The organism is Thiococcus pfennigii, from assembly GCF_016583835.1.
GTDB classification, from domain to species: Bacteria; Pseudomonadota; Gammaproteobacteria; order Chromatiales; family Chromatiaceae; genus Thiococcus; species Thiococcus pfennigii.
Genome location: NZ_NRRW01000026.1, coordinates 17,554 through 41,431, shown reverse-complemented (window position 1 = coordinate 41,431; position 23,878 = coordinate 17,554). Strand labels below are relative to the sequence as shown.

17 protein-coding genes and 1 pseudogene are annotated in these 23,878 nt (G+C 67.6%); 7 read left to right on the top strand and 11 right to left on the bottom strand.

Going from position 1 to position 23,878, the window contains the following annotated elements; all coding sequences use genetic code 11:
• Positions 1 to 125: 125 nt before the first annotated feature.
• Together CKO41_RS10275 and cls are read right to left on the bottom strand one after the other, a co-directional pair.
• A complete protein-coding gene (locus tag CKO41_RS10275; protein WP_200252300.1) occupies positions 126 to 1,424 on the bottom strand; it encodes an eCIS core domain-containing protein in 1,299 nt (432 codons plus the stop codon).
• A gap of 138 nt (positions 1,425 to 1,562) precedes the next feature.
• A complete protein-coding gene (cls, locus tag CKO41_RS10270) occupies positions 1,563 to 3,017 on the bottom strand; it encodes a cardiolipin synthase (RefSeq protein ID WP_242464235.1) in 1,455 nt (484 codons plus the stop codon).
• Between the two features lie 550 nt (positions 3,018 to 3,567).
• Between cls and sthA the strand changes: the two genes are divergently transcribed.
• Positions 3,568 to 4,965, top strand: a complete 1,398-nt coding sequence (sthA, locus tag CKO41_RS10265; RefSeq protein ID WP_200252844.1) for a Si-specific NAD(P)(+) transhydrogenase — start codon at positions 3,568 to 3,570, stop codon at positions 4,963 to 4,965.
• Between the two features lie 471 nt (positions 4,966 to 5,436).
• Here the strand turns inward: sthA and CKO41_RS19125 are convergent.
• Positions 5,437 to 5,607 (bottom strand): annotated as a pseudogene (locus CKO41_RS19125) (transposase); the annotation flags it as partial.
• A 186-nt stretch (positions 5,608 to 5,793) separates the two neighbouring features.
• On the opposite strand from CKO41_RS19125, the gene CKO41_RS10255 reads away from it, so the two are divergent.
• Positions 5,794 to 6,339 (top strand): ATP-binding response regulator, encoded by a 546-nt coding sequence (locus CKO41_RS10255; RefSeq protein ID WP_242464232.1) that lies wholly within the window; start codon positions 5,794 to 5,796, stop codon positions 6,337 to 6,339.
• Positions 6,340 to 6,362: 23 nt separating this feature from the next.
• Here CKO41_RS10255 and CKO41_RS10250 read toward each other — a convergent pair whose 3' ends face one another.
• Positions 6,363 to 6,848, bottom strand: a complete 486-nt coding sequence (locus CKO41_RS10250) for a lipocalin family protein (protein ID WP_200382140.1) — start codon at positions 6,846 to 6,848, stop codon at positions 6,363 to 6,365.
• A 150-nt stretch (positions 6,849 to 6,998) separates the two neighbouring features.
• Here CKO41_RS10250 and CKO41_RS10245 point away from each other — a divergent pair, with 150 nt between their 5' ends.
• Complete coding sequence (locus tag CKO41_RS10245; RefSeq protein ID WP_200382138.1) at positions 6,999 to 8,318, top strand: DUF2254 domain-containing protein; 1,320 nt, start codon at positions 6,999 to 7,001, stop codon at positions 8,316 to 8,318.
• A gap of 100 nt (positions 8,319 to 8,418) precedes the next feature.
• Here CKO41_RS10245 and CKO41_RS10240 read toward each other — a convergent pair whose 3' ends face one another.
• Positions 8,419 to 9,873 (bottom strand): mechanosensitive ion channel family protein, encoded by a 1,455-nt coding sequence (locus CKO41_RS10240; protein ID WP_200382136.1) that lies wholly within the window; start codon positions 9,871 to 9,873, stop codon positions 8,419 to 8,421.
• 242 nt (positions 9,874 to 10,115) lie between these two features.
• Here CKO41_RS10240 and CKO41_RS10235 point away from each other — a divergent pair, with 242 nt between their 5' ends.
• Together CKO41_RS10235 and CKO41_RS10230 are read left to right on the top strand one after the other, a co-directional pair.
• On the top strand, positions 10,116 to 11,327 hold the full coding sequence (locus CKO41_RS10235; protein WP_200252859.1) for an IS91 family transposase: 1,212 nt from the start codon (positions 10,116 to 10,118) through the stop codon (positions 11,325 to 11,327).
• An 862-nt stretch (positions 11,328 to 12,189) separates the two neighbouring features.
• The gene (locus CKO41_RS10230) at positions 12,190 to 12,681 is read left to right on the top strand and encodes a DUF5615 family PIN-like protein (RefSeq protein WP_200382134.1); all 492 of its coding nucleotides are present in this window, start codon (positions 12,190 to 12,192) and stop codon (positions 12,679 to 12,681) included.
• 855 nt (positions 12,682 to 13,536) lie between these two features.
• On the opposite strand, the gene CKO41_RS10225 is transcribed toward CKO41_RS10230, so the two are convergent.
• The 3 genes from CKO41_RS10225 to CKO41_RS10215 all read right to left on the bottom strand — a co-directional run bounded on the left by CKO41_RS10225 (position 13,537) and on the right by CKO41_RS10215 (position 20,711).
• Positions 13,537 to 17,073 carry a DEAD/DEAH box helicase gene (locus CKO41_RS10225; protein WP_200382132.1) on the bottom strand — a complete coding sequence of 1,179 codons (3,537 nt, stop codon included), beginning with the start codon at positions 17,071 to 17,073 and terminating at the stop codon, positions 13,537 to 13,539.
• Positions 17,070 to 18,881: a hypothetical protein gene (locus CKO41_RS10220; protein WP_200382130.1), complete on the bottom strand. Its 1,812-nt coding sequence runs from the start codon at positions 18,879 to 18,881 to the stop codon at positions 17,070 to 17,072. Before CKO41_RS10220 ends, CKO41_RS10225 begins: the two co-directional genes overlap by 4 nt.
• Positions 18,882 to 19,052: 171 nt before the next feature.
• Complete coding sequence (locus CKO41_RS10215) at positions 19,053 to 20,711, bottom strand: cation:proton antiporter (protein ID WP_200382128.1); 1,659 nt, start codon at positions 20,709 to 20,711, stop codon at positions 19,053 to 19,055.
• A 307-nt stretch (positions 20,712 to 21,018) separates the two neighbouring features.
• Here CKO41_RS10215 and CKO41_RS10210 point away from each other — a divergent pair, with 307 nt between their 5' ends.
• Together CKO41_RS10210 and CKO41_RS10205 are read left to right on the top strand one after the other, a co-directional pair.
• On the top strand, positions 21,019 to 21,510 hold the full coding sequence (locus CKO41_RS10210) for a DUF5615 family PIN-like protein (protein WP_200252872.1): 492 nt from the start codon (positions 21,019 to 21,021) through the stop codon (positions 21,508 to 21,510).
• A 379-nt stretch (positions 21,511 to 21,889) separates the two neighbouring features.
• Positions 21,890 to 22,123, top strand: coding sequence for a heavy metal-associated domain-containing protein (locus tag CKO41_RS10205; protein ID WP_200252874.1), 234 nt, complete (start codon positions 21,890 to 21,892; stop codon positions 22,121 to 22,123).
• Positions 22,124 to 22,416: 293 nt separating this feature from the next.
• Here CKO41_RS10205 and CKO41_RS18920 read toward each other — a convergent pair whose 3' ends face one another.
• From CKO41_RS18920 to CKO41_RS10190, 3 genes are read right to left on the bottom strand one after another with little or no spacing between them, the layout of a single operon-like run.
• Positions 22,417 to 22,860, bottom strand: coding sequence for a group II intron maturase-specific domain-containing protein (locus tag CKO41_RS18920; RefSeq protein WP_200382127.1), 444 nt, complete (start codon positions 22,858 to 22,860; stop codon positions 22,417 to 22,419).
• The gene (locus tag CKO41_RS10195; protein WP_276568931.1) at positions 22,836 to 23,435 is read right to left on the bottom strand and encodes a reverse transcriptase domain-containing protein; all 600 of its coding nucleotides are present in this window, start codon (positions 23,433 to 23,435) and stop codon (positions 22,836 to 22,838) included. The genes CKO41_RS18920 and CKO41_RS10195 overlap by 25 nt, the downstream gene beginning before the upstream one ends.
• Positions 23,436 to 23,473: 38 nt before the next feature.
• Positions 23,474 to 23,746, bottom strand: coding sequence for a hypothetical protein (locus CKO41_RS10190; RefSeq protein WP_200382125.1), 273 nt, complete (start codon positions 23,744 to 23,746; stop codon positions 23,474 to 23,476).
• Between the last annotated feature and the right edge of the window lie 132 nt (positions 23,747 to 23,878).

The following is a 23,878-nucleotide window of genomic DNA, read 5'->3' as shown; positions in this document are numbered from 1 at the left end:
CGGGCGAGCCATTCCCGGGCAGCGCCGCACCGCATCTCTCGGGGTCTGCCCGCAGCAGGATTCATGACGCTCACCTCTCTGGCGGCCACTTGGATGCAGACACCGCGCGGATCGCTCGCCGGCTCCTAGGTGAACGAGCTGTTGTCCCAATCCGGGGCGCCATTGACCATCGTCAACACCTGAGTCGCCGTCGCGCTCTTCTGCGAATGGGCGCAGGTCCCCCCCGGCCCGCTCTTCACCTTGAGGTCGAACTCGAGCGTGCGCGTGACGGTGCGCCCGGGCCTCTTGCCGAGGGCTGGCGGATCGTTGATCGTCACCGTCGCACTGGTGTCGCAGTCAGTCGATCGATTGCGCCAAGGATCGAACGTCGGCGATGTCGGCACCAGCTGGAACATGTCGGTCCAAGTGTCCGGCGCATGGCCGGGGATGGCCGGCACATTGGTCCGCTCCCACCACTCGAGCGTGCATTCCGGCTCCAGACGCGGCCCGTGTTCGGTCGTCCGCGTCATCTCGACCACGAAGTCGAAGCTGTGCCCCATGTGCGTCGCGTTGTCGATCCGGGAGACGTTGGTGATGGCGACGGAGGAGACGCAGCAGTAGCAATCCTCCTGTCGTTGAACGCGCAGGTCGTGCGTCGCATGCACTGGCAGTCCTGGTGCGATCGGGAGCGTGCTATCGCCGAACTCGTTCTGCGCCGCCGCGCGGATCGAGGCATCCCCGCCGTCCTGTTGGACCACATGCGTGAGTTCATGCGCGATGAGACGCCTGCCGGCATCGCTGGCCGGGCGATAGGCGCCTGCGCCGAAGACGACGTGCCGTCCCACCGTGTAGGCCTTGGCATGGACGGCACGGGCCGACTCGGCGGCACGATCCCCGGTGTGGATCTGCACACGCGAGAAGTCATGGCCGAACCGGGCCTCCATGAACGAACGCACGGACGGATCGAGCGGGCGACCGCTCCCCGAAACCAGATCACCGACGATCGGCGGGGCCTCGACCGGCGCATCGCCCCCGGCCCGTTGCCGTCGCACCCCTTGCGCAGCGCGCGCCCGCAACGCAAGCCCGCCCCCCTCTTCGCATCCGCGGCACGGCCATTGCCGGCTCGGCGCCGGCATGCGCATCACCTGCTCGGCCACTCGGTCGGCCTCCTGCTCGTATTCGTCCCCTGGCGTATTGACCGCGAGCTTGCGCTGCATGGTCCCGACAAGCGAAGGACCGATGCGGATGCGGCCGATATCGTGCCCGAAGCTGGACGTGCCGGTACCGCGCGACCCGGGACCGCGGACGGCGGCGACGTCCGGCGTCGCTCGCACCCCTCTGGTGCCCGGTCCGCGAGACAGCCCGGGGCCAATGCGACCGAGCGTCGAAGACCTCTCGGAATGGGTGGAACATGTCTCCCCCGGCCTCTGGGCAAGGATGCGCATGCCATCATCCTCCATACGGATCGATTCGCCGCCGCCGATGCCAAGTGGCCCAAGCGACTGTCTCTAGAGTAAGAGTAGACGATCCTGGTCGAACGCACGGCCCTGCGGACCCGGTCGAGGCACGTCGATCGCCAAAATCTACAGCACAGGCCCGAGCATCGCGACGGCGTTGTTCCAGAGCCGGCGTCGCCAGGTCCAGGCCGCGACCACGTCGGGGTCGACCAGGCCGGCCCTGTCGATGTAGTCCTGCTGGCGGCGGCGGACCTCGGCGGTCAGGTCTCGGTCGTAGAAGAGGATATTGTTCTCGTAGTTGAGCTCGAAGCTGCGCCTGTCCATGTTGGCCGAACCGATCAGCGTGACCTCGCCGTCGAGGGTCAAGGACTTGGTGTGCAGGAGCCCGCCGACGTACTCGCGGATCTGCACGCCCGCGGCCAGCAGGTCGGCATAGTAGCTGCGGCTCGCGGCGGCGACGATCCAGCTGTCGTTGCGCGCGGGAAAGACGACGGTCGTCGCCACGCCCCGTCGGGCCGCGGCGCAGAGCGCCGCCTGCGTCGATTCCCCGGCGACGTAGTAAGGCGTCGTGATCACGAGCTCGCGGCGAGCGCCGTAGATCAGGGACTCGAACAGCTCCGGCATCGCCGAATAGCGCACCGTCGGCCCGGTACCGATGACCTGCGCCGCGAACCCAGGTGACGCCGGCGGCAGCGGGCGGCGCAGCAGGTCGGCGAGGTCCTCGTCGACGTGGGCCATCCAATCGCCGACGAAGAGGTGTTGGTTTTGGCGGGCGACCGGCCCCTCGAAGCGGATCATCAGATCGACCCAGGGGCCGAATCGCGCCTTGACGAGGAATTGCGGATCGGCACAGTTCTGGCTCCCGCAGTAGGTGATCCGGTCATCGATGACGACGACCTTGCGGTGGTTGCGCAGATCGATGCGCCCACGCAACGCGCGCAGGAGCGGATTGCCGATCGGCAGCGCTCGGGCGAGGCGCACCCCGGCGGCACGCATCGCCCGCCAGTGCCCGGAGCGGATCATCGGGCGCGCGCCTAGGTCATCGGCCAACGCCCGACAGGCGACGCCGCGCGCCGCCGCCCGGATCAAGGCCTCGGCCACCTTGACGCCGTTGCGATCGGGTAGCCAGATGTAGAAGATCAGGTGCACATGATCGCGCGCCGCATCGATGTCGGCGACCATGGCCGCGATGACGGCATCGGAGTCCGCCGGCAGGCTGGCCCGATTGCCGCCGATCGGGGCGTGGCCGCTGATCGACTCGCCGACGCGAAAGAGCTGCGCGTAGCGCCCGGGCATTCCGCCCCCCAGGCCGGGCGCATCCGCGCCCGGCGCGTCGGCGACGGCCGGCAACCGGGCCAGCACCGCGCGCAGTCGTTCGAGCCGACGCCGGCCGATGTTGACCTCGCCGAGCAGCAGATAGGCGACGATGCCGATCAATGGAAGCGCGAAGACGACCACGACCCAGGCGATCCGCGAGGCCGGCTCGCGGTGCGGGCGCAGCAGGATGCGCACGAGCAACAGCGCCTGGACGACGAGGTGCGCCGCAACCGGCGTGACCGTCAGCAGGATCGGCTCGATCAAGACCGGCCTCCCTTCGGGCTGGGTGGAGCGTCGCAACGATGGCCATGCGATCAGGGCCGCCGCCATCGAAGGGCATCGACTCCGTAGCATACGCGGCCCGCCCTTGGACACGAAAGGACAGCTCCGTCCCGAGCAACGCGGATCCGCTCTGATGGACCGGAGAATTCAGACGAGTCGTACCAGCGGACGCGGGGACGCCGCCGCCGTCGCCTGCGCCGGTAGGGGCCCGCTTGCGGGCGCCCCGGGCGGCCGATCGCCGGCAAGCCGGCCCCTATCGGCGCGCAGTCGGCCGCCCAGGGAAGCGGAGCGAGTTCGGGCGACGCCGACTCGATCTCCCCGGGAGGCGGGGATTCGCCAGCGCACCCAGACGCGGATCGACCGGCGACGGTCCAAACCATCTCGAAAGGGGCTCGAAAAGGGGTCGGAACACGGATCAGCCCTGATGTCCGCCCTGACCACCGACCCCCGAACGCTATAGACTCATCGAAACCGCCCCACCGGCCGCCTCGCCGGAAGCCGGGGCCGATCCCGTCCCGACCAGGAGCCGCCCATGTCCACCGCGACCCTCGACTGCATCGTCATCGGCACCGGCCCGGGTGGCGAGGGGGCGGCGATGAAGCTCGCCAAGTCCGGCCTGCGGGTCGCCGTCGTCGAGGCCCACACGAGCGTCGGCGGCGGCTGCACCCACTGGGGGACCATCCCGAGCAAGGCCCTGCGCCACTCGATCGAGATGCTCGCCGACTATCGGCGCAACCCCCTCTTCCAGCGCACCCGCAGCCAGCTGGAGGTCGAGTTCCCGGACCTCTTGCGGGCCGCCGACGGGGTCATCAACGACCAGGTCCGCACCCGCTACCGCTACTACCAGCGCAACCGGGTGCGGGTCGTCTTCGGCCGCGCCCGGTTCGTCGACCCGCACCGCATCCTCGTCGAGCGCCCGAACGGTGGGTCCGAGGAACTCGCGGCACACCACTTCGTCATCGCCACCGGCTCGCGCCCCTACCACCCGCCGGACATCGACTTCGACCACCCTCGGATCCTCGACAGCGACACCATCCTGCGCCTCCAGCACACGCCACGCTCGATCACCATCTACGGTGCCGGCGTCATCGGCTGCGAATACGCGTCCATCATGAGCAACCTCGATGTGAAGGTGAACCTGGTCAACACCCGCGACCGGCTGCTGTCGTTCCTCGACGACGAGATCACCGACGCCCTCTCCTACCACCTGCGCAGCGGCGGGGTCGTGATCCGCAACGACGAGGCCTACACGGCCGTCGAGCCGACCGACGATGGCGTCGTGCTGCACTGCCGCTCCGGCAAGAAGCTCAAGACCGAGGTCCTGCTCTGGGCCAACGGTCGCACCGGCAACAGCCACGACATGGGCCTGGAGGAGATCGGCCTCGTACCGAATGGCCGCGGCCAGTTGGAGGTCGACGCACGCCACCGCACGGCCCTGCCGCACATCTACGCGGTCGGCGACCTGGTCGGCCCGCCAGCGCTCGCGAGCGCGAGCTACGATCAGGGCCGCTTCGTCGGTGCCCTGATCGCCGACGGCGAGAGCGACTGGTCGTTGATCGAGGAATTCCCGACCGGCATCTACACGGTCCCCGAGATCAGCTCGATCGGGCGCACCGAACGCGAACTGACCGCCCGCCAGGTCCCCTACGAGGTTGCCGAGGCCGACTTCAAGTCGATCGCCCGCGCCCAGATCACCGGGCGAACGGTCGGCATGCTGAAGATCCTCTTCCACCGCGAGACCCTCGCGATCCTCGGCATCCACTGCTTCGGCGCCGGCGCCGCCGAGATCGTCCACATCGGCCAGGCGATCATGTCGCAGAAGGGCCCGGCCAACAGCCTGCGCTACTTCACCGAGACCACCTTCAACTACCCGACGATGGCCGAGGCCTACCGCGTCGCCGCCCTCAACGGGCTCAATCGGCTGTTCTGAAGGCCCTCTCCCACGATCACCTGCTTGATCAGAGTCTCCAGCGTGGCAGACTATGGCGAGAGGAAACGCACAGGGGCGGCCCTCACCGACGCGACGGCCGTGAAATGGAAGAGCGGGAAGGGCGAACGGCCTGATGTCGAGGAACGCGGCATGTCTGAGCAGGCCGCGCAAGCGCGCCATGATCCGAGCAGCCGGCGCTGTCCAGCCGCGCCACAACGGATGCTGGCGATCGTTCACTGCTGAAGCGGCAGCTTGCGGCCAAGAGACATCCCTCCTTCGTCTGCCATCGGCTGCAATGGGCGGTCGAGCGGACATTTGACGAGGGTGGACAATAGCGGAGCAGTCGCCCCAGCCCGGCGCGATCCGGGCCAGCAATGCGCATCGCCGCATCCAGCGAGAGAAGCCGCCATGCTCCCAGCCGAGCATGTCGCGGGCCTCCGCGGGCTCGAGCAGGCCGCTGCGGGCGAACCAGCGCAGCACCCGTCGGCGCACTTGCTCGGTGATCGCGGCCATCTCATCCGTCGTCAGTGCTGGCGCCTGGAGAAAGCGGACCTGGCCGTCTTCGCCGGGATCGAATAGGCCGTCGATGATGCAGCAGTGCAAATGGACGTGACGGTTCAGCGCGGAGCCGAAACGGTGCACGAAGCTGACCGCCCCAAGTCGCGCCCGGGGCGAGGCGGTAGGAATGGTTGCGCGAAGATGGGCCTCGATGACCCTTAGAAGGATATGCAGGACGGCACTCACGGCGTGGGGCTCGCGCTCCAGGTACCAGCGCAGGCGCTTCGGCACCGAGAGGACCCACTGGCGCACGGGCAGCGGCGGAAAGACATGATCGACCAGATGCGCGGCGGCGACGACGCGGGGGTCGAGAGCACCCTCGGCCTCGGCAGCACCTTCTGGCTCACCGTCTGCCTGCGGCGAGGCGCTCCCAAGAAGAGCGAGGCGGAAACGGCATCCAGCCAAACGCCCCAGCCCGACTGGATAAAGGACTGTGCCGGCCGTCGCCTCTTGCTCGTCGAGGATGAGTTGATCAATCGCGAAATCACGCTGGAGCTCATCGCCGACATGCAACTGGTGATCGACACCGCCGAGAACGGCGCCGAGGCGCTCGATCTCGCACGGCGGAATGTCTACGACCTGATCTTGATGGATATGCAGATGCCCGTCATGGATGGGCTGGAGGCCACGCGACGCATCCGCCGACTGCCGCGGGCCGCCGAGGTGCCCATCATCGCCATGACGGCGAACGCCTTCGCGGAAGACCGGGCGCGGTGTCTGGAGGCGGGCATGAGCGATTTCCTCGCCAAGCCAGTGGAGCCAGAGCAGCTCGAGGCCGCACTCCAGCATTGGCTTTGCCAGTTACATCGGACCTGAGCCTTCGGCCACGGACTAGCCTGTCATGCCGCGGCGATCATTATCGCCCGATCGTATTCGACGGGGTCGAGGCGCGGCGTGCGGGCGATCAGCCACAGGCGCCGTCGGCTCGGCGTGCCCGTCAGCACCCAGCGGTACTCGGGGTCGAGCCCAAGGATCCAGAGATCGCCGCGAATCAGCTTGAAGAACGTCAGCACCAGCTTCGAGCCGTCCGCGCTCGCGGGTCGGACCAGCCCCTTCACCTCGGTGCGCCGCATGGACGCGCTGGCATTGTAGGAGACCGTTTGAACGCTGAGGCGGCCGTCGGGCCGCTTCGCATAGGTGGCGCTGACGTTCACGCTGCGTCGCCCGAATCCGTCCGCCTCGAGGTTTGGCAGTCTCGCGACCTCGAGCCAGGTCCCCAAGAGGCGATCGAGGTCGACTTGCGCCACGGTCTCGGGCGGCTGCCGGGAGGCCGTGGAGCCGCCCGCGAGGGCGTTGCGCAAGGTCGAAACGATGTCCTTGATCATGAGGCCGTAGATGGGCGCGCATCGCGCGGAAGCAAGCAGCTGCGGTGAGACGCGGCGATTCAACACCTGCGATTCAAAACACCTGTAGGTTGGGAAAAGCGAAGCGCACCACACGTTTGCCCAGAGTCAGAAAGCACAAAGGACATCCCCATGTCGGCCATCATCTCAGTCGATCGGCTCAGATTATTCATCAATCGGCTACGCGAGCGGCTATGGGTGAAGCCGCTGGCGATCTGTCTGTTGTCGATTGTGAACGTGTTTGTCGCCAAGCTCGTGGATGAACCGGATCTTGCGCGCTTTGTGCCGGCGATCTCTGCCGAGTCCCTCGACAGCCTCCTGTCCATCATGGCCTCGAGCATGCTCGTGATCGCCACCTTCGCGGTCGGCTCGATGGTGTCGGCCTATGCTTCGGCCAGCAAGACGGCGACACCGCGCGCATTCAGGCTGGTCATTGCCGACGATGTCTCGCAGAACGCCCTCTCGACCTTCGTCGGCGCGTTCATTTTCAGCGTCGTGGCCCTGACCGCCGTCAAGAACGACTATTTCGAGCCAGCGGGTCTCTTTGCCATCTTCGTCCTCATGGCGGCTGTCTTCAGTATCGTCATCCTGGTCTTCTTGCGCTGGGTGGATCGCATTGCACGTCTTGGACGGCTGGGAACGACGATCGACGTCGTCGAAAAGGCCACGGCCGACGCCCTGAAGCGCCGGCGGGAGGCCCCTAGCCTCCACGGCGTGGCGAAACGGTATCAAGACGTCTATGGGCAGCCCGTGCTCGCGACCAGGGTGGGTTACGTACAACACGTCGATATCGCCACGCTTCATGCCTGCGCCGAAAAGGCACAGGGGCATATCGTCGTGACGGCCTTGCCGGGGACCTTTGCCACCCCAGGGCGGGCGTTGGCGTTCGTCAGTGACAGCCCGGGAGGGCAGCCCGCGATTGACCGCGAGCAGGTGATCGAATCGTTCCTGATCGGAGACGACCGCACGTTCCAAGACGATCCGCGTTTCGGCCTGGTGGTGCTGTCGGAGATCGCCGGCCGCGCGTTGTCCCCGGCGGTCAACGACCCTGGGACGGCGATCGAAGTGATCGGAGCACTCGTTCGACTCTTCGTGCTCTGGAATGACTCGGGCGCTAAGAAAGAGGACGAGGCCTCGAAGTACGACCGCGTGGAGGTGCCGGAGCTTGCGCTGAAAGATCTGTTCGATGATGCCTTCACGGCGATCGCGCGTGACGGCGCCAGTGCCGTGGAGGTCGCGGTGCGCTTGCAGAAGGCGCTGCTATCGCTGGCAATGATCGGCGATGCCGCCATGCGAGAGGCCGCCGGACATCATGGACGACTGGCGCTGGCGCGCGCCGAGAAGGCGCTCGACCTGGCGGAAGACGTGGTGGCCGTGCGCGCGGTGGCCGCATTGGTGCAGTCGGCCGCGGCCGAGGAGCCGGACCAAGACGCGGTGCGTCGATTGGTCTGAAATCCCTTGGCCCTTGCGCCGCGCGCTCATGAGTGCCGAGTGCTCCCGCGACGAGCTGGAGCTGTGCTTCATCGCGACGATGGGGTCCGCGACGATGGGGTCAGACCTCGCGGGCGGCATCCGGGCTCAACAGATTGTCCGTGTCGTCGTCGGCTCCGCTGGCCTCGACCTTTTCCTCGATCGTGCGGTCCACGGACACGTCCCCGGTGGCGATGGAGCCGACGGCGGCGGCCCGCCGCACCTCAGGCGGGCCCTTCGCGCGCACCCTGTCCTCACGCTCCGCGCTCGCCGCGGCGACCGAGCCGGCGTCGAACAGGCGTACCTTGTAGATCGGCTCCGGCATCACGACTCCCGCACCGTCGAACGCGGACTTCACCGCGCGGATCGCCTCGCTGCGGACCTTGAGGAAGTCGACCTGCATCTGATCGATCCACGCATAACAGCGCAAGATCACATTGGAATCACCCAGGGATTGCACGACGACGAGCGGTTTGGGATCGTGCAGCACGCCCGTCACCGCGAGCAGCGTGCGCAGTGCCAGCGACTGCGCCATGGGCAGATCCTGATCCGTGTCGACACCCACGTCGAATTCGAAGCGACGCTCCGGATTGCGGGTGTAGTTGACGATCACGGCCTTGAACACAGTCGCGTTCGGAATGCGAATGTGGTTGCCATCCGGCGACAGCAGGATCGTTGCGCGCGAGGTCAGCTTGACCACATTGCCTTGATGGCCGCCGACATCGACGAAATCGCTGACCTGGAAGGGATTGCGCAAGCTCAGCAGGATACTGGCGATATAGTTCTCGACGGTGTCGCGCACCGCGAAGCCGACCGCCAAGCCGATGATCCCGGCCGCGCCGAGGATGGTGCTCAGCAACGCGGTTGCATCGAGCAGACTCAGCGCCATCACCAGCCCCGCGATCACGAACGACAAATGCGTGAGCTGCCCGAGCAAGTGGGCGATGAAGTGATTTGGGGCGATGCGCCGGAACACCCCCTGACGGGCCGCCAGCCATCGACCGGTGATCCAAAACAGCGCAAGCACGCCGAGTGCGAGCAGAAACAGCGGCAAGCCGACCAAGACCTGCTGCGCGAGCTTGACGAGCTTGGCCCACATCGCCCGCAGCCGTGGCTGCAGCTCGCGGTTGACGCTGATGGTGCTCTCGACCTTCACGACGCCCTCGACTTTACGGGCGAACGCCAGCGCCATCGTCTCCGTCGCGGCCGATTCGACTTCGCCACTCAGGAACACGATTCCGCCGGAAACCCTGACCGATAAGCTTTTCAGTCCCTGGATCTCCGCGTAAATGGCCTGCAGCCGCTTACGGATTCTCGCGTCGTCCTTCTCGGAGGTGCCCGCGGAGATCACCTGCTCGCTCGATGTCGCCGCCTCTTCCTTCTTTCCAGTCAGCAAGTCGGTCAACTCGTCCGCGCGCGGTGAAGCGACGATCAGGAGCCAGCCTGAAATCAAACCGACGACCAAGGACCGGTATCCGATCATCGGAATCCATTGCTCGCGCGGAATCCATCCGTGCGGAACGTCGCGTTTGTGCATGCTGAGCCTCGCTGCCAGGCGCCCTATAGATGGTGCCAGAAGCCTTCCTCTACTATTTGGGTTAGTCCTCCAATCAAGAGGATCGCACAAGGAGGACATCCGCGTCATTCAGGTGCTGCTTGGGCACAAGAAGCTTGAGACCACGGCGCTCTATGCCCAGGTGGCCACCCGTACGCTCAGCGCGGTGACCAGTCCCCTGGATCGGCTGACCCCTGAGGATCCGCCGCGCACCTGAGCCGGCTATGCCACGCCAGGCCCTGGAGGTCGCGGACATCTTTCGCGACCACGGCCCCGCTTGGCGCCGCGAGCAGGCCGGGCACCTGAGCTTCGGCCAGCTCAAGGTGATGTCGGCCATCGAGCACTGCCGCACCGCAGCGCTCGGCGGCCACCTCATGCAGTGCTCGGACTGCGGCCACACCGAGATCGCCTACAACTCCTGCCGCAACCGCCACTGCCCCAAGTGCCAGGGCGCCGTGGCCAAGCAGTGGCTCGCCGCCCGCGAGGCCGATCTGCTGCCGGTGGAGTACTACCACGTGGTTTTCACCCTGCCGGCGCCGCTCGGGCAGATCGCCTATCACAACAAATCGGTGATCTACGGCCTCTTGTTCCAGGCCGCCGCCGAGACTCTGCTCACCATCGCCGCCGATCCCAAGCACCTGGGCGCACGCATCGGGCTCACCCTGGTGCTGCACACCTGGGGCTCGGCCTTAACCCATCACCCCCATGTGCATGGGATCGTGCCCGGCGGTGGGATCTCGCTCGATGGGGAGCGCTGGGTGGCCTGCCGGCGCGGCTTCTTCCTGCCCGTGCGGGTGCTCTCGCGGCTGTTCCGGCGGCTGTTCTGCGAGAAGCTCACTGCCGCCCATCAGGCCGGTCAGCTCGAGTTCTTCGGCGAGCACGCCGGGCTCAGCGATGCGCAGACCTTCCACGGATGGCTCCAGCCGCTGCGCCAGAGCGACTGGGTGGTCTACGCCAAGCGCCCCTTCGCCGGACCCGAGGCGGTGCTCGCCTATCTCTCGCGCTATACCCACCGGGTGGCCATCGCCAACAGCCGCCTGATCGCCCTCGACGAGCGCGGGGTCACCTTCCAGTTCAAGGACTACCGCGCCAAGGGTCGCTGCCGCTACAAGCCGATGACCCTTCCGGTCGAGGAGTTCATGCGTCGCTTCCTGTTGCATGTCCTCCCAACAGACTTCCACCGCATCCGCCACTACGGCTTGCTGGCCAACGCCAGCCGGGTCGAGAACTTGGCCCGCGCCCGGGAGCTGCTTGCCACTCCGCCATCCCCGCTCATGGCCGTGCCCGTCCTCGTCACGGAGGATGCCGCTCCGCAGTCTCCAGCCGCCAATGCCCGCCCTTGCCCCTGCTGTGGGGCGTCCATGCTGATCATCGAGATTGTCGCCAGAGGCTATGCCCCGCGGGCACCGCCCTCGGCAGTGGACACGGCGGCATGATCGCCAACAGCCGCTCTGCTCCAGCACCCTTGGATCATCGCCTCGCGCTCGGTGACGGACAGAGCGTGCCTATCGAGGCGAAAATCAGGCCCGCCTCACCAGCGCTGCCGCTCTGCGCTCACCCGCTTGCGTGCCCCATCGGCGCCATTGCCAGGGCGGGCTGTGCCAGCGATGCGATCCGCCTCGCTTCCTTCACCCGAACCAGCGACGAGCTCGATTCAAATCCCCATAGCGCCACGCCGCCGTTGGCTCTGTGCCAAACTGCCCGCGGTTTCCTCCCTCGAGGCTTATCCGACGCCTACCGCCGGCCCTGCTGACCTGCCAGCACCGGCCAGCTGATCGACCCCAACGCCGTCCCCTACCGCCGTGTCGGCGGTAGGCATCGGATAACCCTTAACAATAGCGGTCACTCGGCTTCGACAGCATCGCCCCCGCCAACGGGCTCGACCGGCTGTTCTGAGGCCGGCGACCGGACGGGGGTGCCGGCCAGCGGCGCCGATCGCCGGCAAGCCGGCTCCTACGGGGCGCCTCGGGGTTGGCGTGAGGATTCTGGTCGCGAAGCAGCGCTTCGTCACCAGTTGCAAGCCGTCGTGTGAGGCATGCCGGCACGGCAGTCTTCGACAAAGCAGCGGTTGGCGCGCGCCATAACCCGACAGGCAGCGCCGCAATAGCGGGTTATGCTGCGCTCAGCGCCTACGGGGCAGGTTTGCACGGTCTCGGTGCGCAGCCTCCGTCTGATCGCGGCCGTCGCCGAGCCGAACATCTTGCTGGCAGATGCCGGAGTCGAGTCGGATGGGGTTCCAAGGGCGCGAGGCCAAGACGACCTGTACACCCTGCACCACGAACGCCGCAGGCGGTGCCCGTGAAGTTCCTTTGTGACGAGATGCTCAAGCGTCTCGGCCAGTGGCTGCGCGTCGCCGGCTATGACGTGCTGATCCTCCCGGATGGGACCGACGACCGGACCCTGGTCCGCCGTGCGCGCGCCGAGGGGCGGATCCTGCTGACCCGAGACCGCCAGATGGCCGAGCAGAACGCCGCCCTCGCCGACCTCATACTGCTCGACTGCGGCGATCTCGATGACTGCGTGGCCGCGCTGCACCCGCAGTGCGACATCGATTGGATGCATGCGCCCTTCACCCGTTGCATGAGCTGCAATGCGCCGCTGGTGGCGGCAACCGACGCGCAGCGTCGCACCATGCCGGAACGCGCCAGGCATTCCGCAACCATGGCGCTCTACTGCCCGCGCTGCGACCAGGTGTTCTGGGATGGCAGCCACGTCGCGCGCATGCGTCGGCGGCTGGCGTTCTGGAACCGAAGACACCGCGGGGGGCCACCCGACCAACACCTCACCTAGCGCGCCGCCCAGCGACAGGAGATCACGCCTCCTCTCGCCAGTGACGAAACACTCGGGGCTCGTCACCAGACGGCAGGCCGCGGGCGCTGCGGGACGCGTTACGCGCCTTTCGCGGCATTCTCTGCCAGGGTGCGTCAGATCAAGGGCCTCAAGACCGAACGGTGCTAGTTACAACCTAAGAGCGCCCTCCAAGATCAAGGTCTTGTGGCCCATCGATGACTCCGAATCGGTCGGTGTGCACGTCGGATGGCGGACATCCCTTCGCGCGACAGACTGGCATCGCCGGGAAGGGTTCGTCCCTGGGGTACCCCACAAAATCGGCCTCGACGGCGAGTCGGTACGAACTGGGAGCGCCGGCTTTCAGCCGGCTTCGCGCGCAGGGGGCTCGATGACCCCGGCGCGCGACCTTCGGCGCTGGCGCCAGGAGATCACCGATCGGCGCCGCTGGATGGCCGCTGCGCACGTGCCCTCCTACCGGCCCAGACGCCGCCGACGCGGCATCGAGCCGTGACGGCGACGAGCCGGCTGGAAAGCCGGTGCTCCCAGTAGGCCACGCGACGGCGAGATAGCTCGGATTGCGAGAGCCGGCTTCCGTCGGCAAGTCGACCTACGCCACTGCGGTTTGGGCCTTTTATCCGCGGATACCTCAGGGTTCGTCCTGGATCGCTGAAGGTCTGGCCGCCGCCTTGCCGACGATACATCGATCGAGACCGCCCGACACGCCCGTTCTTTTCAGAAAATTTCGGACCGTGGCAGGCACCCGGCGAGCCTCGGGTATTTCGTCGCCCCTGGTGAACGGCTGGCATGATCCGCGGGCGCACCCGTCGAGACCCGACCCGGCGATGCGCCGCCGGGTCAGTCCCCGCCGCTCGCCTGCACGAGCGCGAGCATCTCGGCGTAACTCAAACGGCTCGTGTCGTCGGTGCCCTCGAGCAGGGCGTCGGCGAGGTCGCGCTTGTGGGCGTGCATCCTCAGGATGCGCTCCTCGATCGTGTCCTTGGCGACGAGGCGGTAGATGGTGACCGGGCGGCGTTGGCCGATGCGGTGGGCGCGGTCGGAGGCCTGGTCTTCCACGGCCGGGTTCCACCAGGGGTCCATGTGGATGACGTAGTCGGCGGCGGTGAGGTTGAGACCGGCGCCGCCGGCGCGCAGGCTGATCAGGAACAGCTCGCCGTCGCCGGCCTGGAAGGCGGACACGGCCGCACGGCGCCGGGGCTCGGGGGTCGAGCCGTCGAGGTATTGGTAGCGGATGCCGCGCGCATCGAGGTACTCGCGGATCAGCGCGAGGTGATCGACGAACTGACTGAAGACCAGGGCCTTGTGGCGGTTTTCGATCAACTCCTCGACGATCTCGGCGAAGGCGTCGAGCTTGCTGCCGGGCAGGGTGCTCTCTGGCAGCGCGAGGCGCGGATGGCAGCAGGCGCGGCGCAGACGCATGATCTCGGCGAGCAGTTGCATGCGCTGCTGGCCCGGGTTGGCCGTGGCCTGGGCCTCCTCGAGGCGGGCGACGGCCTCGCGGCGCACGGCCTCGTACAGGGCCATCTCGCTGTCGCTGAGCTCCAAGGTCAGCGTGATCTCGGTGCGCGGTGGCAGCTCGCTCAGGACCTCGCTCTTCAGGCGACGGAGGATGAACGGGCGCAGCAACTGGCGCAGGCGCTGGCGGGCGGCCTGGTCTTGGTGTTGTTCGATCGGGTTCGCGAAGCGGGCGTTGAAGGCCTCGAGCGAGCCGAGCAGACCCGGATTGATGAAGCGGAACAGGTTCCACAGCTCGTACAGGTGGTTCTCGATCGGGGTGCCGGTGGTGATCACCCGAAACGCCGCGTCGAGCTGCATGATGGCCTTGGAGCGCTTGGTCAGCGCGTTCTTGAAGGCCTGGGCCTCGTCGGCGACGATGGTCTGCCAGGACACGCCGGCCAGGCGCTCGCCCTCGGTCTGCAGCAGGCCGTAGCTGGCGACGATGAGATCGAAGGGACCGGCCTGCTCCAGCATCGCGCCGCGGTCACCCGGGCCGAAGCGCAGCAGTCGCAAGGTCGGCGCGAAGCGCGCGGCCTCCTCCAACCAGTTGCCGCAGACCGAGGTGGGCGCCAGCACCAGGGTCGGCCCTGCGGGTGCCCGCGAGAGGATCAGCGCCAGCGCCTGGAGGGTCTTGCCCAGTCCCATGTCGTCGGCGAGGCAGGCCCCGGCGCCCCAGTGCGCGAGGCGGGCCAGCCAGCGGTAGCCTTCGACCTGGTAGTCGCGCAACTGCGCTTGCAGGGTCGAGGGGACCTGCGGGTCGAGCTCGCGGACCTCGGCGAGGCGGGCGAGCAGCTGCCCCCAGGCCGGGGATGCGTCGAGCGGCATGCCGTCGATGAGCTCGGCGATCGCCGGGGCCGCCAGCGGATGGAAGCGCCCGCGGTCGGTGAGCCCGCGCAGCCCGTCGAGGCGGCGGCGCAGGGCGCTGCTCAGGCTCAGGATGTCCTGCTCGCCCAGGCGCACGAAGCGGCCCTGCGTGTCGCTGGCCCGGGCCAGCAGCTCGCGGAGTTCCAGGATGCGGCCGTCATCGAGATGCAGTGCGCCGCCGAGCTCGAGCCAGTCCTGCCGCTGGCTGACGCTGGCCCGCAGTTGGCCGACCTGTGCCTCGGCGCTGAGCCGGATGCGCTTGCCCTCGGGCCAGTCGAGCACCACGGCCTCGCCGAGGGCCTGCAACTGCGCCAGCGCGTTCAGGGCCATCTCCGGGTCGTCCAACTGCCAGCTGTGGTGACTGGCCCCGTCCAGGGGGGCGGCGCCGGCCAGCGCCGGGCAGTTGGCCAGCAGGTCTTGCACCGCCCGGCGTTCCGCGTTCAGGTTGCGGGTACAGCGCACGGGGCGCCCGTCGAGTTCGGTCAGCAGCGTCGCGCTGCCCTCGCCCGGACGCAGCGGCGGGCCGGCTTCGCCGAACGGATGGATGAAGAGTTCGAGACCCAGGCCGGCATTCAGGCCCTGACCGATCGGGGTCAGGTGCAGGTGCGGGCGGGCATCGGCCACGACCTTCTCGGCCGTGCCGCTGCCGCCGCCGATCTCGGAGTGTACCGGCAGCATCGGCGCCACCTTGGCCAAGCCCTCCAGCAATCGCTGCTTGCCGGTCTTCGGCACGCTGAGTCCGTCGCCGCCCAGTATCGCGGCAATCTCGTGGTGGGCGGCATCGAACTGGACCAGGCGCATACGCTGCGGCGTCTCCCTGACCGGGAGCAGGGCGCGCCCCGCCTGCGGGAAGGGCTCGATGCTGACCAGGATGTCCTTGCTGCGCCGCACGACCTTCAGCGCCGGCCCCGACCGGACCAGCTCCAGCGGCACGCTGTCGTTCAGGTCAGCGAAGAGCAAGGGGTGTCCGATCGCGGCCAGCAGGGCGCGGTCCGGGTCCAGATGGTAGGTCCAAGGTGGCGAGCCGCCGAAATAGATGGCTGGTTTTTCGCGGACGATGGTGGCGCAGATCGCCCGATCCTGCGGCGTTAGATGGGCCATGTCCCGGGCCTCTTCGGCCAGGCGCTGCACCGCCACCGGGCGGCCCCGCGTCCAGCCACCGCCCTTGGTGCGCCTCTGCTCGCGGGGCTCCAGGGTGGCGTAGCTGCCGTGCAGGACGAGCAGCCAGACCAGACGCAGGTCGCTCGCGGACTGCGCCCCTTGTCCATTGTCGGGGGCAAGCCGCTCGAGGGCCTCCAGCGCCCGCTGCCAGGTCGGCTGCGGGTGCAGCAGGTCGGCGAGCCGGATCAGGTCGGGCGGTCGCTCGCCGAGCACCGGCCGCTTGCCGCCGAAGCCAAGGGCCTCGAGCACGGCGACGGCCTCTTGGGGATACCAGCGCTCGCCGTTCTCGGCGGCTCGGTGGGCGTGTCGGGCCAGGGTCGACAGGGCACCCGCCTCGGGTCGCTCGCCGAGCCAGTGCCGGGCGAGGGTCTGAAACAGGAGCGGTATCGGGTCCTTGGGACCGAGGACGGACTGCAGCGCATAGCAGTCCTGCGGTTGACACTGGCCGGCCATGATGGCGGCCAGATCGCCGATGATGCGGTAGACGCGCTGGTCGCGGGCACTGGTGCTCGCGCGCAGCCACGCGCGGACCTGCCGTTGCACCTTGGTGAAGCCATCGGGCTTGCCGCGGCGCAGCAGTGCCAACAGGTACAGGGCGCCGGGGAGGCCTGGCAGGCACGGATTGCGCCTTCGGGTGCGTTGGCGCTCGGCCTGAAGGGCCTCGTCGAAGCGGGCGACGGCGCCGGCATCGTCGCCGCGCAGGAAGGACAGCCAGCCAGACAGCGTCAGGGTCTCGGTGGCGTTGCGCTCGGCGAGCAGCGCGTCCAGGTCTTCGGGCGGCACGCCCAGCAGTTCGAGCGCGGCATCGGGATCGTCTCGCAGCGCGCGCTCGACGACCGATCGATCCGTCATGACCTTGGCTCTGGCAGGACGAACCCGAGTGCGGCGAGTCCCTTGCGGAAGGCCGCGAGCCTCTTCTCGGGCACGCAGAGCTGGCGCTCGCCCGCTCGGCTGCATTGCGCGGCCGTCGCCGGGTCGCTGCTCAACATCGCGGCCAAGGCGGCGTCGCGGCACTGGATCAGGCGTGCCGGGCCGGTGTCGGTCAGCGCCGTCGCGCGTTCGTCGACGCTGTCGAGCAGGTCGCTGACCTCCAGCGGGACATCGCCCCCGAGCGACGACTCGATGAACTGCCGGATGCGCCCGCGCTCGTCGGCATCGGCACCGCGGGTGAGGATCGCCTCGGCGTCGAGGCCCCAGCGATCGCCGCTCAGGGGCGTCGCGATCTGCTCCAGCTGCAGCCGCTCGCCGGGTTCCGCGGGGCGCAGCAGCGCCAGCGTCAGGTCGGATTCGATCCGCAACAGCGGTGGGCGCTGCGCAAGACGCGGCGTGTAGGTCTCGGACAGATCCAGGCAGAAGGCGCCCAGGTCGTTGAGACGGAGATACCGCAGACCATCGTAGCGGCTCAGGAATTCGAGCTCGTCCGTGCCCCAGAGCCCCCCGTGGTCCGGCCGGGCACCATAGGGCAGCGAATAGGCCACGTCGATCAGGCCCAGCGTGGCCAGGTACTCGAACAGATAGGCCAGCGTGTAGCGTGCCTCCAGGATCTCGAAGCCGGTGCCGCCCTGGTAGCCCAAACTGCCGTAGCGCAACTCGGAGAAGTAGAGCTTCCAGGGATTGCCGGTGACCTCGAACCGGTACCCCTCGACCTTCATCTGCCGGAAGAGGTCGTCGACGGACAGCCATTTCCCGACCGGACAGCAGGCGCACAGGGCGTCCTCGATCACCAGGCGTCGGTCGAGCGGCGGCGTCAGCCTGACGCCCTTGCTGGTCTGTCCCTTGATCGCGTCCACCCGTCGCAGCTCGTCCGGGGCGCCCTTGCGCTGCCACCGCTGATACAGGTGCGAGACGACCTCGTGAACGGGCTGCGACAGCGCCTTCTTGCCCTTGGCGGTCAGGCCGAGTCTGCTGCCGTCGATCTTCGCCAAGCCGCCGGCCTGCAACAGCAGGGGCCAGGCGAAGGCACGGATCGGACGGATCGGTCCGCCGGCCCAGCGCGGGATGTCTCGGTCGTCCGTGGCCGCGTACCAGTCCCCGCCGAGCAGCAGGGCGTCGATGCGGCCGAGGGCGGCGGCGCTGGGCAGGCCGGTCTTGGCGCCGACCGCGAGACCACCCTGCGCGACCAGCCCCAACACCGCGGACAGGTCCTGGCGCACCATGGCCTCGGTGTCGACGCGTCGCAGCGGCTCCGGCTCGCCGCCCCCGCCGGGGATGACGAACTCGGGCAGCTGATCGTCGTCGAGGCCGGCAATCTGCAGTGCGGCCGGTTGCGGCACGAGCCGCGCCAGCTGGGCGGCGAGATCGGTCGGGATCTCGTTGCTGTAGAACAACAGCTCGAGCCCACTGGGGCGTTTCGATTTCGAGCGGCGGCTATACCAGTCATAGGGATCGCGGGTGAAGAAGCTCGGCAGCGACCCGTACTTGGCCTCGAAGGCGACCGGGTTGAAACGGCCGTGGCCGTTGTGAAGGGCCTCGGCGACGGCGTTGCGTTCCAGCTCGGAGAGCCGGCCGACGTGCGTCGCCAGCGCATCGGACAGCAGATAGTCGCCGATGGTGGCGACGAGGTCGGCCTTGCGGGTACCGCAACGCACGTCCGGTAGCTGCGCACAGCGTTGTTTCAGCTCGGCCACGGTGAGCCGCTCGAGGGTCTCTTGTAGTGTCATCGGTGCTTCGGTGCTGATGGAGCAGTGCTGCTCGTAGGAGGGTGGCTCGCGGCGCGCTCGCCCGATCGTGCCGGATTCGTCGCGGCATCGCCATTGTCAGGCAAGACCCGACGGCGGTGAAACCTCGTCGATCGCTGGCCCAGGTGACCCGGCGGTAGGGCCTCGCCCACGTCACTCGGCCGGGGCCTTCCGCGCCATCATCGCAACGATATTCTCGGCCGCGAAATCGGCGGCATCGCGAAACGGATAGAGCACGATGGGCGCGCCGGCGCGCCAGAGCCGGACCCCTTGCTCCTCGTCGCGCGCGACGATCGCGACATCGCCGGCGAAGCCACGGGCGGCGAGCGCATGCAGCAATGCACGGTTCGACTCGATGTCGGGCAACGTGCTGATCACCCAGCGCAGCCCCGCGAGCGGCAGGTCACCGAGGAAGGCCGCATCATGGCCGTCCCCGAAGCGTACTGCGAAGCCCTCGCTCGCGCCGCAGCGGCGCACCAGTTCCGGATCGAAATCCACGCCCAACACGGTCAGGCCGCCCTCGTGCAGGCGCTTGGCCAGGCGGTGACCGTAGCGACCCAACCCGAGCACGAGCGCCTGCGGCTGCTCGTCGTCGACGACCTGCCGCACCGCAGCCAGCTCACGCTGGGGGTCACGGCGCTCGAACAGCCCGAGGAGCGGCGCGAGCCGGACGAACAGCGGCTCGGAGTACAGGATCATGTAGGTCGACAGCGTGATCGTGATCAGCCCGACGAGGGTCGTCAGTCCGAGCGCCTCGACGCCGACATGCCCGAGCCCGATCCCCATGGCCACGAAGATGATCGAGAACTCGCTGATCTGCGCGACGGTCAGGCCGGCCAGGAAGCCGGTGCGCTTGCGATAGCCCATGTACCCCATGATGGCCATCACGATCAGCGGGTTGCCGATGAGCACGAAGAGCGACAGCACGACCGCCGACCAGACCTCGGCGCCGAGCGTCGACAGCTCCAGCTTGGCGCCGAGGTCGATGAAGAAGAACAGCAGCAGAAAATCCCGGATTCCGGTCAGCCGCGCGCCGATCGCCTCCCGATACGGGGTGGACGCGAGCGCGAAGCCGGCCAGGAAGGCGCCGGCCTCTTTGGAGAAGCCTGTCCACTCGCCCAACGCGGCCAGCCCGGTGCCCCACGCGATCGCGAAGACCAGCAGCAACTCCTGCGAGCGCGCCATGCTGCGCACCAGGCCCGGAAGCACGTAGCGCATCAGCACGGCGAGCAGCGCAACCGCCGCGGCCACCCGCCCGAGCAGCCCGATCATGACCTCCCAGCCCGCCGCCCCACTGTCGGCCGCCAGCCCGCTCATGACCATCATCGCCAGCACGACGGCGATGTCCTGCACGATCAGGAAGCCCACGGCGATCCGCCCGTGCAGCGAATCGAGCTCGCGCTTGTCCGAGAGCAGCTTGACGATGATGATCGTGCTCGAGAAGGTCAGCGCGATCGCGACGTAGAGCGCCTCGATCGGCCCCTTTCCGAGCCCCAGCAGGAGCAGGAAGCCGAACAGGATCGTGAACGCGAGCTGGCCGAGCCCAGTGGCCAACGCCACGGGCCCGATCTCGCGCACCTGGCCGATGTCGAGCTTCAAGCCCACGACGAAGAGCAGAACGGTGATCCCTATCTGCGCCAGCACGTCGATGTGATCGTGCGCCGAGACCAGACCGAGCGCGGCCGGCCCGACGAGGATCCCGACCACGATGTAGGCGATCAGGACCGGCTGACGCAGGCGTACCGCGGCCGCCCCGACCAGCGCAGCGATGACCAACAGGCCCGCCAGCTCGGCGAAAGGTTCGTGGATCATACTGAGCCTCGGCTTATCCCCCACGCACAGCGGGTCGAGCTGGCGAGCCCCGACCGGCACGATGGCCACAAGGGTTCCACAAATGATCGCGAGGGACAAAGGGCCCGGCCGGTGGGGCCAGGCGACGGCTGTGCATCGCGGCATCGCAGCGACCCCGACCCGGCACTGGGCTTGGAGGTTGTCGCTGGGACAGCAGGGCCCCGTCTCGCCGTTTTGCAGCCGACTTTCGCGCTCGGCCGACGAAGACACCGGCCGTCCTTCGAACCGCTACCGAACCATTGGCATCCGCGATACCCAGGCGAGGCGAGTGAAATTCCTCTGTGACGAGATGCTCAAGCGTCTCGGCCGGTGGCTGCGCGTCGCCGGCCATGACGTGCTGATGCTCCCGGATGGCACCGACGACCGGACCCTGGTCCGGCGTGCGCACGCCGAGGGAAGGACCCTACTGACCCGAGACCGCCAGATGGCCGAGCAGAACGCCGCCCTCGCCGACCTCGTGCTGCTCGACTGCGCCGACCTCGATGACTGCGTGGCCGCGCTGAACCGGCAGTGCGACATCGATTGGATGCTGGCGCCCTTCACCCGCTGCATGAACTGCAACGCGCCGCTGGTGCCGGCAACCGACGCGCAGCGGCGCACCATGCCGGAACGGGCCAGGCAGTCCGCGACCATGTCGCGCTACTGCCCGCACTGCGACCAGGTCTTCTGGGATGGCAGCCACGTCGCGCACATGCGTCGACGGCTGGCATCCTGGAACCGAAGACACCGCGGGGGGCCGCCCGACCAACACCTCACCTAGCGCGCCGCCCAGCGACAGGAGATCGCGCTGCCTCTCGCCGGTGACGAAACACCCGTGGCAGGTCACCAGTCGGCAGGGCGAGGGCGCTGGGGGACGCGTTACGCACCTTTCGCGGTATTCTCTACGAGGATGCGTCAGATCAAGGGCCTCCCGATCGAACGGTGCTAGTTTCAACCCAAGGGCGGCAGTTGGACGGCGCCGGAGGTGCGCCGCGCGCGACCTGCATCGGGTGCCGTAGCGGCCTTCCCTTCGCCGAGCGGGTGAGCAGGACCCACGTAAGGCCCCTTCACCGTTTCAACGACTTCCATCCATGAGGGGGCGTTCAACTGCCGTATTTTAGGTTCAATCGCGTGCCTTCATGAACACCGGAGGTGGAGCCGTGGAGATCCAACTTGTAGACGTCACCCTGCACATCAGCGACGATCTCGATGATGCGCAAAGGGCGAAGATCGAGGACCAACTGCGGGCGCTGGATGGGGTGGTGAGCGTGCACGCGCCGAGCGACAGACGGCATCTCGCCGTCGTTCAGTACAACCCGGAAAAGGTCGACTCCAGCCAATTGCTCGACGTGGTCAAGGCCAACGGGATCCGCGCCGAGCTGATCGGGCTCTGAGCCTGAGGTATCCCCACAGAATCGGCCTCGACGGCGAGTCGGTACGAACTGGGAGCGCCGGCTTTCAGCCGGCTTCGCGCGCGGGGGGTTCGATGACCCCGGCGCACGACCTTCGGCGCTCGGGCCAGGAGATCACCCATAAGTGACGATTCAAAAACGACCGGCGCATCTTCTTTTGAACTAGTAGAGGCCGGGGTTTCCCCTGGCCCCCTCTTCGAACGCAGCATGCGGATTTCCCGCACTACGCTCTCCTGTTGCCTTCACATCATGGCAGTCGCAGGGGAGCGTCGCGCTCACAGTTGCACCAAGCCAAGTTGCTTGCAGAGATGGGCATACCATGAAACCCCGGCCGGTGGTCGGTAGGGGCGCTGACTGCGACGTTTGAGGTGCCGCACCATGCGCTGTTGCAGGTACCAATTCAGGGCGCGCAACGCGGGACGGCTGCGACCATGTCGGAAATAGTTGGCCCATCCGCGGACCTGGTCGTTGACTTCAGCGATCAGCACCGCAGCCGGCATAAAGCCGCGCCGGGCACTGATCATCTCGCGCAGCTTGGCGCGCTCTCGGGCACACGCCTTGGCACTCGGAACCCGGTTGAGAAACCGCTGTGGTCGTCCGTATTTGTCACGCTCGTAGCGGAAGGTGTAGCCGAGAAAATCCAGGCTGGCACCCGCCTCGTTGAGCCGCACGACCCTGGTCTTCTCGCGGTTGATCACCAGGCCCATCCAGTCTTCCACGGTGGCTTCGACCCACTCGGCGATTCGCCCGCCCTGATAGCGGGCCAAGATGACGAAGTCATCGGCATAGCGCACGAGTTCGGCCCCGGCAAAGCGTGCCGGTCCATCCCGGCCGTGGAACCGCTTGTCCGTCCAGTGCAGTAGAGGCTGGCCAACAGCGCACTGATGACGCCCCCTTGCGGGGTGCCGTTGCGTGGGTAGACCTTCCTCGGCGGCTGATGCCGGTCCTTGGGTTCTTCCATGATCGGTGCCCGCAGCCATTGGCGAATCAGCTTGAGCACCGCACCATCGGCGATCCGATACTCGACACACGCCATCAATTCGTCGTGCGGGATGCTGTCGAAATAGCCTTTTAGATCGGCATCGTAGACGGCCGTTGATCCCCTGTCCACGGCCCTCTCGATGACGTCCAGCGCATCCAGCGCGGAACGCCGCGGGCGAAATCCGTGCGAGTCATCGAGGAAATCCGCCTCGAAGATCGGCTCCAGAACGAGCTTTGCCGCGGTCTGGACCACCCGATCCCGCACGCCTGGGATGCCCAAGGGCCATTCCCCTCCGTTCGCTTTGGGGATCATCTTGCGCCGTACCGCTTGCGGGCGGTAACGCTTGGCTTTCAGAAGCTCTCATGGATGTCCTGGGGAAACCCGTCGGCCCCTTCGGGGGCGTTCTGCACGTCCTGGATGCTCACACCATCCACCCCCGGTGCGCCGTCGTTCGCGGCCACCAGGTCCCAGGCCGCCGCCAGCACGTCGGGCCGATAGATCCGGTCGTACAGGGCGTAAAACCGGAACTTCGGCTCTTGCTTCGCTTTGATATACAGTCGCTTCCTCAGCCTGAAGACCGCTTCGGGCAAGCCCTTGTCGTCGACCGCAAAGGCCGCCGGCAAGGCAATGTGCTTTCGCTCCGCGCTGGTTCGGTTTTGCTCACGCCTTGCCGATGATCTCCTACTGAGAACGCCACACGACAACAGCGGGGCGCCTTCGCTCCACGGGCGTTACCCCGCTTCCTCGCTACTACG